Genomic DNA, 14,897 nt, shown 5'->3' with positions numbered 1-14,897 from the left:
TGCGCTCCGCTTACTGATGCGTCACAACGATAAGACGCAGGGCGTCGAGACGCCACCCCGCCTGATTCAGGCTTTCCAGCACCTGCTGGCGGTTGCTCTCAATGGCGGCCAGCTCATCGTCACGAATGTTAGGGTTCACTGCTTTCAACGCTTCCAGACGCGACAGCTCGGCAGAAAGCTTCTCATCGGCTTCGCTACGCGCCGCATCGATCAGCACTCTGGCCGCTTTTTCGGCCTGGGCTTCACCCAGTTGCAGAATGGCATGCACGTCCTGCTGCACCGCATTCACCAGCTTACTGCCGGTATGGCGGTTCACCGCGCTCAGCTGACGGTTGAAGCTTTCAAACTCCACCTGGCTGGCCAGGTTCGTACCGTTTTTATCCAGCAGCAGACGCACCGGGGTTGGCGGCAGGAAGCGGTTAAGCTGAAGCTGTTTCGGCGCCTGCGCTTCCACAACGTAGATCAGCTCCACCAGCAGCGTGCCCACAGGCAAGGCTTTGTTCTTCAACAGGGAGATGGTGCTGCTGCCGGTATCGCCGGAGAGGATCAGATCCAGACCGTTGCGGATCAGCGGGTGCTCCCAGGTGATGAACTGTGCATCTTCGCGGGAAAGCGCCACATCACGCTCAAAGGTGATGGTGCAGCCGTCTTCCGGCAGGCCCGGGAAATCCGGCACCAGCATATGATCGGACGGGGTCAGCACGATCATGTTCTCGCCGCGATCGTCCTGGTTAATGCCGACGATGTCGAACAGGTTCATGGAGAAGCTGATCAGGCTGGTGTCATCGTCCTGTTCTTCGATACTTTCGGCCAGCTGCTGCGCTTTTTCACCGCCGTTGGAGTGGATCTCCAGCAGGCGATCGCGCCCCTGCTCCAGCTGAGCTTTCAGCGCGTCGTGCTTCTCTCGACAGGATTTGATCAGCTCATCAAAGCCCTCGGTGTTTTCCGGCGCCGCGAGGTAACCGATCAGATCCGCATGCACCTGATCGTAAATGGTGCGGCCCGTCGGGCAGGTATGTTCAAACGCATCCAGGCCTTCGTGGTACCAGCGAACCAGAACGGACTGGGCGGTTTTCTCCAGATACGGAACGTGGATCTGAATATCGTGCGCCTGACCGATACGATCCAGACGGCCGATACGCTGCTCCAGCAGATCCGGGTTAAACGGCAGATCGAACATCACCAGGTTGCTGGCGAACTGGAAGTTACGGCCTTCAGAACCGATTTCGGAGCACAGCAGAACCTGCGCGCCGCTGTCCTCTTCACTAAACCACGCCGCAGCGCGGTCGCGCTCGATAATAGACATGCCTTCATGGAACACGGCGGCGCGAATACCTTCGCGCTCGCGCAGCACTTGTTCAAGTTGCAGGGCGGTGGCTGCCTTGGCGCAGATCACCAGCACCTTCCGGGAACGGTGCGCGGTCAGATAACCCATCAACCACTCCACGCGCGGATCGAAGTTCCACCAGGTGCCGGTGTCGCCTTCAAATTCCTGATAAATCTGCTCAGGGTAGAGCATGTCGCGCGCGCGATCTTCCGCAGATTTACGGGTGCCCATAATGCCGGAGACTTTAATCGCCGTCTGGTACTGGGTCGGCAGCGGCAGTTTGATGGTGTGCAGCTCGCGTTTCGGGAAGCCTTTCACGCCGTTACGGGTGTTACGGAACAGCACGCGGCTGGTGCCGTGACGGTCCATCAGCATGTCGATCAGCTCTTTACGCGCGGATCCCGCATTATCGCTGTCGCTGTTCGCGGCCTGAAGCAGCGGCTCAATATCCTGCTCGCCGATCAGATCGCTGAGAGTGTTAAGCTCATCATTAGAGAGACGATTACCGGCCAGCAGCAGCGCGACGGCGTCCGCCACCGGACGGTAGTTTTTCTGCTCTTCAACAAACTGCTCAAAATCGTGGAAACGGTTCGGATCGAGCAGGCGCAGACGGGCGAAGTGGCTCTCAAGACCCAGCTGCTCCGGAGTGGCGGTCAGAAGCAGAACGCCCGGTACGCGCTCGGCAAGCTGCTCAATCGCCATGTATTCACGGCTTGGCGCATCTTCGCTCCAGACCAGGTGGTGTGCTTCGTCGACGACCAGCAGATCCCATTCTGCGTCGCACAGGTGCTCCAGGCGCTGCTTGCTGCGGCGCACGAAGTCCAGGGAACAAATGACCAGCTGTTCGGTTTCAAACGGGTTGTCCGCGTCGTGCTGGGCTTCGGCATAGCGCTCGTCGTCGAACAGGGAGAAGCGCAGGTTAAAGCGGCGCAGCATCTCGACCAGCCACTGGTGTTGCAGCGTTTCCGGCACCACAATCAGCACGCGCTCGGCAGCGCCAGAGAGCAGCTGCTGGTGCAGGATCATGCCTGCTTCGATGGTTTTACCCAGGCCCACTTCGTCAGCCAGCAGCACGCGAGGCGCATGGCGACGGCCCACGTCATGGGCGATATTCAGCTGATGGGGAATAAGGCTGGTACGCTGACCGCGCAGGCCGCTCCACGGCATGCGGTACTGTTCACTCTGGAACTTACGCGCGCGGTAGCGCAGGGAGAAGCGATCCATTCGGTCGATTTGCCCGGCAAACAGACGGTCCTGCGGCTTGCTGAAAACCAGTTTGCTGTCGAGCAGCACTTCACGCAGGATAACATTCGTCTCGTCGGTATCAAGACGCGTACCGATGTAGGCGAGCAGTCCATTCTCTTCTTTTACGTCTTCAACCTTCAGCTGCCAGCCTTCGTGGCTGGTCACGGTGTCGCCCGGATTGAACATTACGCGGGTAACAGGGGAGTCATTGCGAGCGTACAGGCGGTTTTCACCGGTAGCAGGGAAAAGGAGGGTAACCATGCGCGCATCGACGGCAACGACGGTTCCTAATCCAAGTTCGCTTTCTGTATCGCTGATCCAGCGTTGACCAAGTGTAAAAGGCATAGTTGTTCGGCTCTAATCTTTAATTGCAGGCAATAGTTCGACCCCGTCAAAAAAGACGGTCGTCGAAAAATGGGTCCGGGAATGGAAAGGGCGCTATGGTACTGGATGGCAACGGTTTCGTCACGCGTCAAAATAGCCCAAGTTGTCCTGTCACTAGTGTAGCAAAGTCGTCATTGATGAACGGTAAAATTCCCTCCGCTACCGGCTGAAGCTGGCGGGTCAGGTAGTGATCGTAATCAAGCGGAGACTGTTGGTAATCAACGGGTTCCGGGCCGTTAGTTGTCCAGACGTATTTGATCGTCCCCCGGTTTTGATACTGCGGCGCACGGCCCCGGCGAACGTTCTCTTCGTCCGCCAGCCGCGCGGCGCGTACGTGGGGGGGAACATTACGCTGATATTCCGCCAGCGGGCGGCGAAGGCGCTTGCGATACACCAGCTGGTCATCCAGCTCACCGGCCATCAGGCTGGCAATGGTTTCGCGCACGTAGTCCTGATAGGGCTCGTTGCGAAACACCCGCAGGTAGAGCGTCTGCTGGAACTGCTGCGCCAGTGGCGTCCAGTCGGTGCGCACCGTCTCCAGCCCTTTAAAGACCATCCGCTGCGTGTCACCTTCCTGAATCAGCCCGGCGTAGCGCTTCTTGCTGCCCTGGTCGGTTCCGCGAATGGTCGGCATTAAAAAGCGGGCAAAATGGGTCTCAAACTCCAGCTCTAACGCGCTGGTTAACCGCTCTTTTTGCAAATTTTCGCGCCACCAGTCGTTCACGTAGGCGACCAGCTCTTTGCCGATTTGCGCGGCGGCGTCCTCTGAATGGGCCGCTTTCAGCCAGACAAAGGTGGAGTCGGTATCGCCATAAATCACGTCATAGCCCCGGGATTCAATCAGCGCTTTGGTCTGGCGCATAATGTCGTGCCCGCGCATGGTGATGGACGACGCCAGACGGGGATCAAAGAAGCGGCAGGCGCTGGTACCCAGCACGCCGTAAAAGGCGTTCATAATGATTTTCAGCGCCTGTGATAGCGGCTTGTTGCCGTGGCGTTTCGCCTCGTCGCGGCCGTGCCAGATGTTTCCCACAATTTCGGGCAGGCAGTGTTTTTCCCGCGAGAAGCGTGCTCCAAGAAAACCTTCGGTGCTGTGCGCATCGTCTGGCTGCGCCATCCCCTCCACCAGCCCCACCGGATCAATCAGAAACGTGCGGATAATGGACGGGTACAGGCTTTTATAATCCAGCACCAGCACCGAGTCATACAGCCCGGGCCGTGAATCCATCACGTAACCGCCGGGGCTGGCCTGCGGCGGCACGTCGCCGAGGTTAGGGGCGACATAACCCGCCCGGTGCATCCGTGGGAAATAGAGGTGGCTGAAGGCCGCTACCGAGCCGCCGTGCCTGTCGACCGCAAGGCCGTTCACCGTTGCGCGTTCCAGCAGGAAGGGCATGATCTCGGTTTTGTGGAAGATATGCGTCACCAGCTCGCAATCTTTCAGGTTATAGGTGGCGAGCGCGGGTTTATCTTCATTAAAACGCCGGTCGATCTCGTCCATTCGGTCCCAGGGATTGTCGATGGATTTACCTTCGCCGAGCAGTTCCTGGGCGACCGCTTCCAGCGAGAAGGAAGAGAAGTTCCAGAAGGCGGATTTCAGCGCCTCGATGCCGTCGATAATCAGGCGACCATTGGCCTGCGCGAAGAAAACACCGTTCTTAAAGCCGTGCTCACGCCACTCCAGCTCGCTGTTGCCGCGCCCCAGAATCAGCGGGATACGGTAACGCTCGGCATGTTTTTGCAGCACGCGCAGGTCAAACTGCACGACGTTCCAGCCGATCAGCACGTCCGGATCGTGCTCGGCAAACCACTGGTTAAGCTTCTCCAGCAGCTGCGGGCGGCTGTTGACGTACTCCAGATGAAAATCCAGCGCGGACGCATCGCCGTTCGGCGGCCCGAGCATATAGACAACCCGCTGCCCGCAGCCTTCCAGACCGATGCAGTACAGTTCGCCGTGGCGGGTGGTTTCAATATCCAGCGACACCCACTTTAGCGGCGGGCGATAGTGCGGATTAGGCTTCAGGCGCGCGTTAACGATCCTGCCGTTTTGCGCGGCGCCATCTACCCAGACGGGGGCGGTGATAAACCGCTCCATCAGAAAGCGTTCAGGCGGGCGGATGTCGGCCTCGTAAAGCGTCACGCCCGCTTCACGGAGCAGTTTTTCATAGCGCATTAACTGGCGATGGGCGCGGCAGTAGAGGCCATAAACCGGCTGGCGATGGAAATCTTTCAGCTGAAGCGGCGTAAGGCGCCAGTTGTTTTCGCCGTGCAGCAGTTGCTTCACTTTCTCGACGTGAGCTTCAGGAATAAAGGCCACGGACTCCTGCGGCGGGAGCGTAACGTTTAGCGGGCCGTTGTCCGTTGCCAGCCAGAATTCAACCTCAGTACCCTGAGGGGTATCCCGCCAGTGTCTGGTCAGTAAAAAGCCTTCTTGCGCCTGCGTCACGCCGATATCCCATAAAACAAAACCAGGCCTGATTATAGCCTGGTTGAGGGGTGTTTGCTGGGGTTTTATACAGTGTCTGTTTAGCCGGATGGCGCTGCGCTTATCCGGCCTACAATCTATTGCCCGTAATACGCCTTCGCGCCGTGCTTACGCAGGTAATGCTTATCCAGCAGGGTTTGCTGCATATCCGGCAGCTGCGGCGCAAGCTGGCGGCAGAAGATCCCCATGTAGGCGACTTCCTCCAGCACGATCGCGTTGTGCACCGCGTCCTCCGCGTTTTTACCCCAGGCAAACGGGCCGTGGGAGTGCACCAGCACGCCGGGCATTTGCGCCGCGTCGATTCCCTGTTTTTCGAAGGTTTCGACAATCACGTTCCCTGTTTCCCATTCGTACTCACCGTTGATCTCCGCATCGGTCATCAGACGTGTGCAGGGAATGGTGCCGTAGAAGTAGTCCGCGTGGGTGGTGCCGGTGGCCGGAATAGGCTGGCCCGCCTGCGCCCAGATGGTCGCGTGACGCGAATGGGTATGCACAATCCCGCCGATGGTTGGGAATGAGCGGTAGAGCAGGCGATGGGTTGGCGTATCGGAGGAGGGCTTTTTATTGCCTTCAACCACTTCACCCGTTTCGATGCTGACCACCACCATATCTTCTGCGGTCATTACCGTGTAATCCACGCCGGAAGGCTTGATCACGAACACCCCTTTTTCCCGGTCAACGGCGCTGACGTTGCCCCAGGTCAGGGTTACGAGGTTATGTTTTGGCAGCGCCAGGTTGGCTTCGAGTACCTGACGTTTGAGATCTTCTAACATTGTCGTCTCCTGCCGGATGGCGCTGCGCTTATCCGGCCTACAGAACCGTAGGCCCGGTAAACGAAGTGCCACCGGGCATTCAGGGCTTAGCGTTTTGAACCGTAATAGACTTCGTTCCAGCGCAGCCCGTCTTTAAAGGCTGGCAGACGGGTGTCGTTATCAATCACGGTCAGTTCGATGTCGTGCAGCTCGGCGAACTGGCGCATATCGTTCAGGTCAAGCGCGTGGCTGAATACGGTGTGGTGCGCGCCGCCGGCCAGGATCCAGGCTTCCGACGCGGTTGGCAGGTCAGGCTGCGCTTTCCACAAAGCGTTGGCGACCGGCAGCTTCGGCAGAGAATGCGGGGTTTCAACCGCATCGACGCAGTTCACCAGCAGGCGGAACCGGTCGCCGAGGTCGATCAGGCTGGCGTTAATGGCCGGGCCGGTACGGGTGTTGAAGATCAGACGGGCCGGATCCGCTTTGCCGCCAATGCCGAGGTACTGCACGTCGAGGATCGGTTTCTCTTCCACCGCGATGGATGGACACACTTCCAGCATGTGCGAGCCGAGCACCAGATCGTTGCCGTTCTCGAAGTGGTAGGTGTAGTCCTCCATAAAAGAGGTGCCGCCCTGTAGACCGGTCGACATCACCTTCATGATGCGAAGCAGAGCGGCAGTTTTCCAGTCGCCTTCGCCCGCAAAGCCGTAGCCCTGCTGCATCAGACGTTGTACCGCCAGACCCGGGAGCTGTTTCAGGCCGTGGAGATCTTCAAAGGTGGTGGTGAAGGCATGGAAGCCGCCCTGTTCCAGAAAACGCTTCATGCCCAGCTCAATACGTGCGGCATCCAGCACGTTCTGGCGCTTGTCGCCGTTGACCTGTGCCGCAGGCGTCAGGCGGTAGCTGCTTTCGTACTCGTCCACCAGCGCGTTAACGTCGCCATCGCTGATGTCATTCACCACCTGCACCAGATCGCCCACCGCCCAGGTGTTGACGGAGAAGCCAAATTTAATCTGCGCGGCCACTTTATCACCGTCGGTGACTGCCACTTCGCGCATGTTGTCGCCGAAACGCACCACTTTCAGGTAGCGGGTGTCCTGCTTAGAGACCGCCTGACGCATCCAGGAGCCAATGCGTTTTTGTGCCTGGCCGTCCTGCCAGTGGCCGGTCACCACGGCATGCTGTTGACGCATGCGCGCGCCGATGAAGCCGAACTCGCGGCCGCCGTGCGCGGTCTGGTTCAGGTTCATGAAGTCCATGTCGATGCTGTCCCACGGCAGGGAGGCGTTGAACTGCGTGTGGAATTGCAGCAGCGGTTTGTTGAGGATAGCCAGGCCGTTGATCCACATTTTTGCTGGCGAGAAGGTGTGCAGCCACACCACCAGGCCAGCGCATTTGTCATCGTAATTGGCATCGCGGCAGATGTTAGTGATTTCGTCCGGGGTGGTACCCAGCGGCTTCAGCACCAGTTTGCACGGCAGTTTGGCTTCCGCGTTCAGCGCATTCACAACGTGCTCCGCGTGTTTCGTCACCTGCTGCAACGCTTCCGGTCCGTACAGATGCTGGCTGCCAATCACAAACCACACTTCATAATTATTAAAAATGGTCATTATCGTGTCCTTAATGTGTCAGGGTTGCCGTAGTGTCCGCGGTGCTTTTGGCCGGGGCGGCGACAGGGAGATAGTGAAGTTCGGCGCTTTTTGCCCATTGCTGGTAGCGCTGATAAAGCTGTTCAAAGCGTTGTGCCTGCTGAGTCTGCGGATGGAGCGTACTTTCGACGGCGCTCGCCATATGCTGTTGCGCGGTCGGGATATCTGCATGGACGCCTGCGGCCACGGCAGCGAAAATCGCGGCGCCCAGCGCACAGCACTGATCGGAGGCCACAATTTGCAGCGGCCGGTTCAGCACGTCGCAGCAGGCCTGCATAATCACCGGGTTTTTACGGGCGATCCCACCCAGCGCCATCACGTTGTTCACGTCAATGCCCTGGTCGATGAAGCACTCCATGATGGCGCGCGCGCCGAACGCGGTGGCAGCGATCAGGCCGCCAAACAGCGCGGGCGCGTCGGTCGCCAGGTTGAGATCGGTAATCACTCCTTTCAGACGCTGGTTGGCAAACGGCGTACGACGCCCGTTGAACCAGTCCAGCACCACCGGCAGGTGGTCGAGAGACGGATTTTTTGCCCAGGCGTCGGTGAGCTGCGGCAGGAGCTGTTTTTTGCTCGCCGTAATCTGCGTTTTCAGTTCAGGATGCGCGGCAGCCAGCTGATCCAGCGGCCAGCCGAGCACGCGGCCAAACCAGGCGTAGATATCGCCGAAGGCAGACTGGCCCGCTTCGAGGCCGATAAAATCAGGCACCACGCTGCCGTCAACCTGACCGCAGATGCCTTTCACCGCGCGGTCGCCGACGCTGGCTTTATCTGCCGTCAGAATGTCACAGGTGGAGGTGCCGATAACTTTTACCAGCGTGTTGGGCTGCGCACCCGCGCCCACGGCCCCCATATGGCAGTCGAACGCGCCGCCGGAAATGGTCACGTTTTGCGGCAGACCGAGGCGTTTCGCCCACTCTTCGCAGAGCGTGCCGACCGGAATATCGGCGGTGAAGGTGTCGGTAAACAGCGGGTATGTCAGGTTTTTGTTGATGATCGGGTCGAGTTCATCGAAGAACGCTGCCGGAGGCAGACCGCCCCAGCTTTCATGCCACAGCGATTTATGCCCGGCGCTGCAACGGCCCCGGCGAATATCCTGCGGACGCGTGGTGCCGGAGAGCAGGGCTGGAACCCAGTCGCACAGCTCAATCCATGACGCCGCTGCCTGTGCGACCGACGCATCCGCGCGGGTAACGTGCAGGATCTTGGCCCAGAACCACTCGCTGGAGTAAATCCCGCCGATATACCGTGAGTAGTCAGTTTTGCCCGGCTGATGGCATAAGCGGGTGATGGCTTCCGCCTCTTCCACGGCGGTATGGTCTTTCCACAGCACAAACATGGCGTTCGGGTTGTCGGCAAACTCCGGTCGCAGCGCCAATACGCGGCCTTCGGCATCGACAGGGGCAGGCGTTGAGCCAGTGCTGTCGACGCCAATCCCCACGACATCGGCCCGCTGGGCGTCCGTCAGCTCTGCCAGCACGGTTTTGATCGCCGCTTCCATTGATTCAATGTAATCACGCGGGTGGTGGCGGAACTGGTTGTTCGGCGCATCGCAGTAGCGCCCCTCTTGCCAGCGCGGATACCACTCAACGCTGGTTGCTATCTCCTGGCCAGTCGTACAGTCCACTGCCAGCGCGCGAACTGAGTCGCTGCCAAAATCGAGGCCAATTGCAATTGCCATGGTGTTGCTCCATCCAAAAAACAGGTATGGAAGAACATTAGAGACTGGGGACAAAAATCGTCAGGCAGGATCCGCTAATCTTATGGACTAAATTGCTGTAGCCACGCAAAGTGTGACGCCGTGCAAATATTCTATGTGGACATTTCTGCCGCACTTATAGACACTTTTGTTACTGCTTATCTGCCAGTACTGGCGGAGAAATCAGGGGAAAAGGCTGAAACATGGCGGACGTAAAAGAGGCGTGTTGCTTTTTGGATCTTTTCACGAGCCATTTTTATACTGCTTTTATCGATATGGACAATTGGTTTCCTTCAGGACCCTTGGGAGAACTGAATCTATGGCCGAACCGCAAAACGATCCCTTACTGCCGGGCTACTCATTTAACGCCCATCTGGTGGCGGGGCTGACGCCAATTGAGGCCGAGGGATATCTCGATTTTTACGTCGATCGCCCTCTTGGCATGAAGGGATATATCCTGAACCTGACCGTACGCGGAGAAGGGGTCGTCAAAAACGGGGATCAGCAGTTTATCTGCCGCCCCGGTGATATGCTGCTGTTCCCGCCGGGGGAGATCCACCACTACGGGCGCCACCCGGATGCCAAAGAGTGGTATCACCAGTGGGTCTATTTCCGTCCGCGCGCCTACTGGCAGGAGTGGCTCTCGTGGCCGGCCATTTTCGCCCATACCGGTTTATATCGCCCGGATGAGGCGCATCTGGCGCAGTTCCGTGAGCTGTTCGCACAGATTATTGAGGCAGGGCAGGCGGGCGGGCGCTACGCCGAACTGCTGGCGATCAACCTGCTTGAACAGGTGCTGCTGCGCCGCATGGAGGCCATTAACGAGTCGCTTAATCCGCCGCTGGACAACCGCGTCCGCGACGCCTGCCAGTACATCAGCGACCACCTTGCCGACAGCCAGTTTGATATTGCCAGCGTCGCCCAGCATGTGTGCCTGTCGCCGTCACGGCTCTCTCATCTGTTCCGCCAGCAGCTTGGCGTGAGCGTACTCAGCTGGCGTGAGGATCAGCGCATCAGCCAGGCGAAACTGCTGCTCAGCACCACCCGAATGCCTATCGCCACCGTCGGGCGTAACGTCGGCTTTGAAGATCAGCTCTATTTCTCTCGCGTGTTTAAGAAGTGCACCGGTGCCAGCCCGAGCGAATTCCGTGCGGGATGTGAATAATCGGTAAACATTCAGGTGAACTTCAGGCGCATCTTGTAAACTATTCAGACAATTGATGCCTTGACGCGGTGCAGGGCGCTAAGCAGAATCGCTGATTCGTTTTCTGACCGGAATAGTTATGCAGGCATTGCTGGAACATTTTATTACCCAGTCCGTTATGTATTCGCTCATCGCCGTGGCGCTGGTGGCGTTTCTGGAGTCGCTGGCGCTGGTCGGGCTGATCCTGCCCGGCACCGTGATGATGGCGGGGCTTGGGGCGCTTATCGGCAGCGGAGAGGTCAATTTCTGGCAGGCGTGGATGGCCGGTATCATCGGTTGTTTGCTTGGGGACTGGATCTCCTTCTGGCTGGGCTGGCGCTTTAAGAAGCCGCTGCACCGCTGGTCGTTCATGAAAAAGAACAAAGCACTGCTGGATAAAACCGAGCACGCGCTGCACCAGCACAGCATGTTCACTATCCTTGTGGGGCGCTTTGTTGGCCCAACACGCCCGCTGGTGCCGATGGTGGCCGGGATGCTGGATCTGCCCGTCGCGAAGTTTGTGGTGCCGAACATCATCGGCTGTGTCTTCTGGCCGCCGTTCTACTTCCTGCCGGGGATCCTCGCAGGCGCGGCCATCGATATTCCTGACGGTATGCAAAGCGGTGAGTTCAAGTGGCTGCTGCTGGGCACGGCGGTGCTGCTGTGGCTGGCGGTCTGGCTCTGCTGGCGCCTGTGGCGCAGCGCGAAAGCCAGTGTTGATCGCCTGACGCGCTATCTTCCGCGCTCTCGCCTGCTCTGGCTGGCCCCGCTGACGCTGGGGGTGGCTGTCGTGGCGCTGGTGGCGCTGATTCGCCACCCGCTGATGCCGGTGTACGGTGAGATCCTGTTGAAGGTGGTGAGCCGTTAAGGTGTTTTCCCTCTCCCTGTGGGAGAGGGCCAGGGTGAGGGCATCAGACCGCACGAATACCCAACAATGAAGACGCCCCCGCCTTACCACTCAGAAGTTCTTCTGTTTCCCCATCCCACAAAATACGTCCCTCCGCGATCACCACCGATCGCGGCGCGATGCGTGCGGCATCTTCGATGCTATGCGAAACCATCAGCATCGTCAGTTGCTCGCGCTCGCAAACCTCCTCAACCAGCGAGAGCATCTCCTGACGCAGGGCCGGGTCGAGCGCCGAAAAGGGTTCGTCGAGCAGCAGCAGCGGCTGCTTGCGCACCAGACAGCGCGCCAGCGCCACGCGCTGGCGCTGGCCGCCGGAAAGCTCACCCGGTAGTCTGTTGATAAACGCAGCCAGGCCCATTTGTTCGGCGATCGCCTCCAGCGTCTGACGCTGCGCAACACTGAGTTTTAACCCCGGATCCATACCCAGCGCGATGTTCTGCCACACCGTAAGATGATTGAACAGATTGTTTTCCTGAAACAGCATCGACACCGGGCGCTTAGCCGGCGGAGCGTAGGTATATTCGCCATTATCAATGACGATCGACCCGCTGGCAGGCTGCAAAAAACCGGCAATCAGATTGAGCAGGGTACTTTTTCCGGCCCCGCTGGGGCCAAGCACTGCGATTCGCTCTCCCTGACGAACGGAGAGGGTAAAACGCATTGGCAGGTGCTCATAAAGCCAGGTTACATCAGTCAGTTTTAACATCACGCCCCGGAAGTTTTTCGATAACGGTAAATAACGCAAAGCACAGCACCAGCAGTAAAAGTGCCGTGACGGCGCCGTCCTGGCTACGATAGGAGCCAATTTGCTGATAAAGCCAGAACGGCAGCGTGCGGAAATCCTCGTTGCCAAAGAGGGCCACAACGCCAAAATCGCCAATCGACAGCACGCAGGCAAACGCCAGCGCCTGGGCCAGCGGACGCTTTAGCGCGCGCAGTTCGACCACCTTCAGACGCTGCCAGCCCTGCATGCCCAGCGACTGACACAGCAAACTGTAGCGGCTGTTGACGTCGCGCATCGGGTTTTCCAGCACCTTGAGCGCGTAAGGGATGGCCATCAGTGCGTTGGTAAAAATGACGATGCCGTCGGCGCTTTCCGGCAGGCCGATGGTGCTGTTGAACAGTAAAAAGAATCCGGTCGCCAGCACAATGCCCGGCATCGCCAGGATCAGCATACCCGTCAGCTCCAGCGCGTGTGCGGCTTTACGGGCATGACGCGCGTACAGCTCGCGGCTGCTCCAGAGCAGCATCATGGTCAGGATCACGCACAGGATCCCGGCTGCCAGCGCGATGCGCAATGAGGTCCACGTCGCCTGCCACAGGACAGGCTGTTGCAGTACCGACAACACATTGCGATTCAGGCCATCAACGATAACGGCCAGCAGCGGGGGCAACAGAAGCAGGAGTGCCAGTGCGATTAGCATAAAATCCGCGATGCGGCTGTGCAGGCTGTCCTGCGGATCGCGCCAGCCCGTCAAGTTGTTGCTGCCTGTGGGGATCGCTTTACTTAGCCGCTGGCAGAGTAACACCAGCGCCAGACAGCAGACCATCTGCACCATCGCCAGCAGCGCGGCGCGGCCCGGATCATAGTCGTAACTTAAGGCCTGATAGATCGCCAGCTCAATGGTGGTAGCCTGCGGCCCGCCGCCGAGAGAAAGCACGGTCGCGAAGCTGGCGAAGCAGAGCATAAAGATTAGCGCGGCCACCGGGGCAATCTGGCGTCGCAGCCACGGCCATTCGACAAAGCGGAAGAACGACCAGCCGCGCATGCCAAGCTGGGCGGCAATCTGGCGCTGCTCACCGGGAATGTTTTCCAGCGCCTGTAAAAAGAGGCGCGTCGCCATCGGCATATTGAAAAAAATATGCGCCAGCAGAATGCCTTTCAGGCCGTAAGGGGAGAAGGTCCATTCCAGACCAAGCAGGTTGAAGAGGGATGCCAGCCAGCCCTGCCGACCGTAGACGCTCAGAATGCCGAACACCGCCACCAGTACGGGCAGGATCAGCGTCATCGCGCACAGCCGCAGCAGGGCAAGCCTGCCGGGGAAACGTCTGCGATAGAGGGCGCGCGCGAGGAAAATGGCCGGGATCGCCGACAGCAGCGCGGAGAGAAACGCCTGCCAGAAGGAGAAACGGATGACGTGCCAGAGATAGCTGTCGTGCCAGAGGGCAAGCAGATCGCTCTCGGGCGCGTTAAACCACAGCGCAAGGAATGCACCCAGGCTGACGACCACCATCAGTATGGCGGCGAGCAGCCCGGGAATTAACCAGCCGGGGATCAGCGGCTGACGGCGCGTTGCCATTCACTTATCCATGCGGCACGCTGGGCGGCAACCTGCTGCGGCGTAAATTCCAGAGAGGTTTGCGGTTTGTTTAGCTGCTCAAAGCCCGCCGGCAGCGCAACGTCAGTGACCGGGTACATCCAGTTGCCTGTCGGAATAGCGTTCTGGAAAGCCGGGGAGATCATAAATTTCAGGAATTTTTCGGCAAGCTCCGGCTGTTTGCTCGCAGCGGTGCGGGCGGCCACTTCCACCTGCAAATAATGCCCTTCAGCAAAGTTCGCGGCGGCGTAGTTGTCTTTCTTCTCGGCGATAATGTGGTAGGCCGGAGAGGTCGTGTAGCTCAGCACCAGATCGCTTTCGCCTTTCAGGAACAGGCCGTAGGCTTCGCTCCAGCCTTTGGTGACGGTAACGGTTTTGGCGGCCAGCTTCTGCCACGCTTCCGGCGCTTTATCCCCGTAGACTTTCTGCATCCACAGCAGCAGCCCCAGACCCGGCGTGCTGGTGCGCGGATCTTCGTAAATCACGCGCCACTTCTGGTCACTTTCAACCAGATCTTTCAGGCTTTTAGGCGGATTCTTCAGCTTGTTTTTATCGTAGACAAACGCAAAGTAACCGTAATCAAAGGGAACGAAGGTGTCGTTCTTCCAGCCGCCCGGTACGTTGACGGCATCTGCCGCCACGCCGCTTTTGGCGAACAGTCTGGTTTGGGTGGCGGCTTCCAGCAGGTTGTTATCCAGCCCGAGCACCACGTCGGCTTTGCTGTTTTTGCCTTCCATGCGCAGACGGTTGAGCAGCGAGACGCCATCTTCCAGCGCCACGAATTTCAGCTCGCAGTTGCAGTCGGCTTCAAAGGCTTTTTTTACCACCGGGCCGGGGCCCCAGTCGGCGGAGAAGGAGTCGTAGGTGTAGACCGTCAGAACAGGCTTTGCAAAAACAGGCAGCGCAACCAGCGCCAGCAGAGGAAGAACGTTCTTTAACACTTTGCAC

Annotated in this window: 10 protein-coding genes; 2 read left to right on the top strand and 8 right to left on the bottom strand. The window is 58.8% G+C overall.

Going from position 1 to position 14,897, the window contains the following annotated elements; all coding sequences use genetic code 11:
• Positions 1 to 10: 10 nt before the first annotated feature.
• The 5 genes from rapA to araB form a co-directional block, all read right to left on the bottom strand.
• Positions 11 to 2,917 (bottom strand): RNA polymerase-associated protein RapA, encoded by a 2,907-nt coding sequence (rapA, locus tag ACOTW6_RS13680; RefSeq protein ID WP_213789056.1) that lies wholly within the window; start codon positions 2,915 to 2,917, stop codon positions 11 to 13.
• 127 nt (positions 2,918 to 3,044) lie between these two features.
• Complete coding sequence (gene polB / locus ACOTW6_RS13675) at positions 3,045 to 5,402, bottom strand: DNA polymerase II (protein ID WP_116329840.1); 2,358 nt, start codon at positions 5,400 to 5,402, stop codon at positions 3,045 to 3,047.
• A 116-nt stretch (positions 5,403 to 5,518) separates the two neighbouring features.
• Positions 5,519 to 6,214, bottom strand: coding sequence for an L-ribulose-5-phosphate 4-epimerase (gene araD / locus ACOTW6_RS13670; RefSeq protein ID WP_061856021.1), 696 nt, complete (start codon positions 6,212 to 6,214; stop codon positions 5,519 to 5,521).
• A gap of 86 nt (positions 6,215 to 6,300) precedes the next feature.
• Positions 6,301 to 7,803, bottom strand: a complete 1,503-nt coding sequence (gene araA / locus ACOTW6_RS13665) for an L-arabinose isomerase (protein ID WP_062932369.1) — start codon at positions 7,801 to 7,803, stop codon at positions 6,301 to 6,303.
• A gap of 10 nt (positions 7,804 to 7,813) precedes the next feature.
• Positions 7,814 to 9,523, bottom strand: coding sequence for a ribulokinase (gene araB, locus ACOTW6_RS13660; protein ID WP_047051335.1), 1,710 nt, complete (start codon positions 9,521 to 9,523; stop codon positions 7,814 to 7,816).
• A 337-nt stretch (positions 9,524 to 9,860) separates the two neighbouring features.
• Here araB and araC point away from each other — a divergent pair, with 337 nt between their 5' ends.
• Both araC and ACOTW6_RS13650 read left to right on the top strand, forming a co-directional pair.
• Entirely contained in the window at positions 9,861 to 10,706 is an 846-nt protein-coding gene (araC, locus tag ACOTW6_RS13655) for an arabinose operon transcriptional regulator AraC (RefSeq protein WP_003856402.1), read from the top strand.
• A 118-nt stretch (positions 10,707 to 10,824) separates the two neighbouring features.
• Positions 10,825 to 11,592, top strand: a complete 768-nt coding sequence (locus ACOTW6_RS13650; RefSeq protein WP_015572658.1) for a DedA family protein — start codon at positions 10,825 to 10,827, stop codon at positions 11,590 to 11,592.
• Between the two features lie 43 nt (positions 11,593 to 11,635).
• On the opposite strand, the gene thiQ is transcribed toward ACOTW6_RS13650, so the two are convergent.
• From thiQ to thiB, 3 genes are read right to left on the bottom strand one after another with little or no spacing between them, the layout of a single operon-like run.
• Positions 11,636 to 12,337, bottom strand: coding sequence for a thiamine ABC transporter ATP-binding protein ThiQ (gene thiQ, locus ACOTW6_RS13645; protein ID WP_047055968.1), 702 nt, complete (start codon positions 12,335 to 12,337; stop codon positions 11,636 to 11,638).
• On the bottom strand, positions 12,321 to 13,931 hold the full coding sequence (gene thiP / locus ACOTW6_RS13640; RefSeq protein ID WP_213789055.1) for a thiamine/thiamine pyrophosphate ABC transporter permease ThiP: 1,611 nt from the start codon (positions 13,929 to 13,931) through the stop codon (positions 12,321 to 12,323). The genes thiQ and thiP overlap by 17 nt, the downstream gene beginning before the upstream one ends.
• Positions 13,907 to 14,890, bottom strand: coding sequence for a thiamine ABC transporter substrate binding subunit (thiB, locus tag ACOTW6_RS13635; protein ID WP_062932367.1), 984 nt, complete (start codon positions 14,888 to 14,890; stop codon positions 13,907 to 13,909). The genes thiP and thiB overlap by 25 nt, the downstream gene beginning before the upstream one ends.
• Positions 14,891 to 14,897 lie beyond the last annotated feature (7 nt).

The sequence above is a fragment of the Enterobacter cloacae complex sp. IR5403 genome (assembly GCF_049238705.1).
Lineage (GTDB): Bacteria > Pseudomonadota > Gammaproteobacteria > Enterobacterales > Enterobacteriaceae > Enterobacter > Enterobacter hormaechei_C.
This window is presented reverse-complemented; position numbering and strand designations above follow the sequence as displayed.

Coding starts and splice junctions, on each gene's coding strand:
- araD (WP_061856021.1), bottom strand. CDS start 6,214: ATGTTAGAAGATCTCAAACGTCAGGTACTCGAAGCCAACCTGGCGCTG.
- ACOTW6_RS13650 (WP_015572658.1), top strand. CDS start 10,825: ATGCAGGCATTGCTGGAACATTTTATTACCCAGTCCGTTATGTATTCG.
- araB (WP_047051335.1), bottom strand. CDS start 9,523: ATGGCAATTGCAATTGGCCTCGATTTTGGCAGCGACTCAGTTCGCGCG.
- thiP (WP_213789055.1), bottom strand. CDS start 13,931: ATGGCAACGCGCCGTCAGCCGCTGATCCCCGGCTGGTTAATTCCCGGG.
- rapA (WP_213789056.1), bottom strand. CDS start 2,917: ATGCCTTTTACACTTGGTCAACGCTGGATCAGCGATACAGAAAGCGAA.
- thiQ (WP_047055968.1), bottom strand. CDS start 12,337: ATGTTAAAACTGACTGATGTAACCTGGCTTTATGAGCACCTGCCAATG.
- araC (WP_003856402.1), top strand. CDS start 9,861: ATGGCCGAACCGCAAAACGATCCCTTACTGCCGGGCTACTCATTTAAC.
- araA (WP_062932369.1), bottom strand. CDS start 7,803: ATGACCATTTTTAATAATTATGAAGTGTGGTTTGTGATTGGCAGCCAG.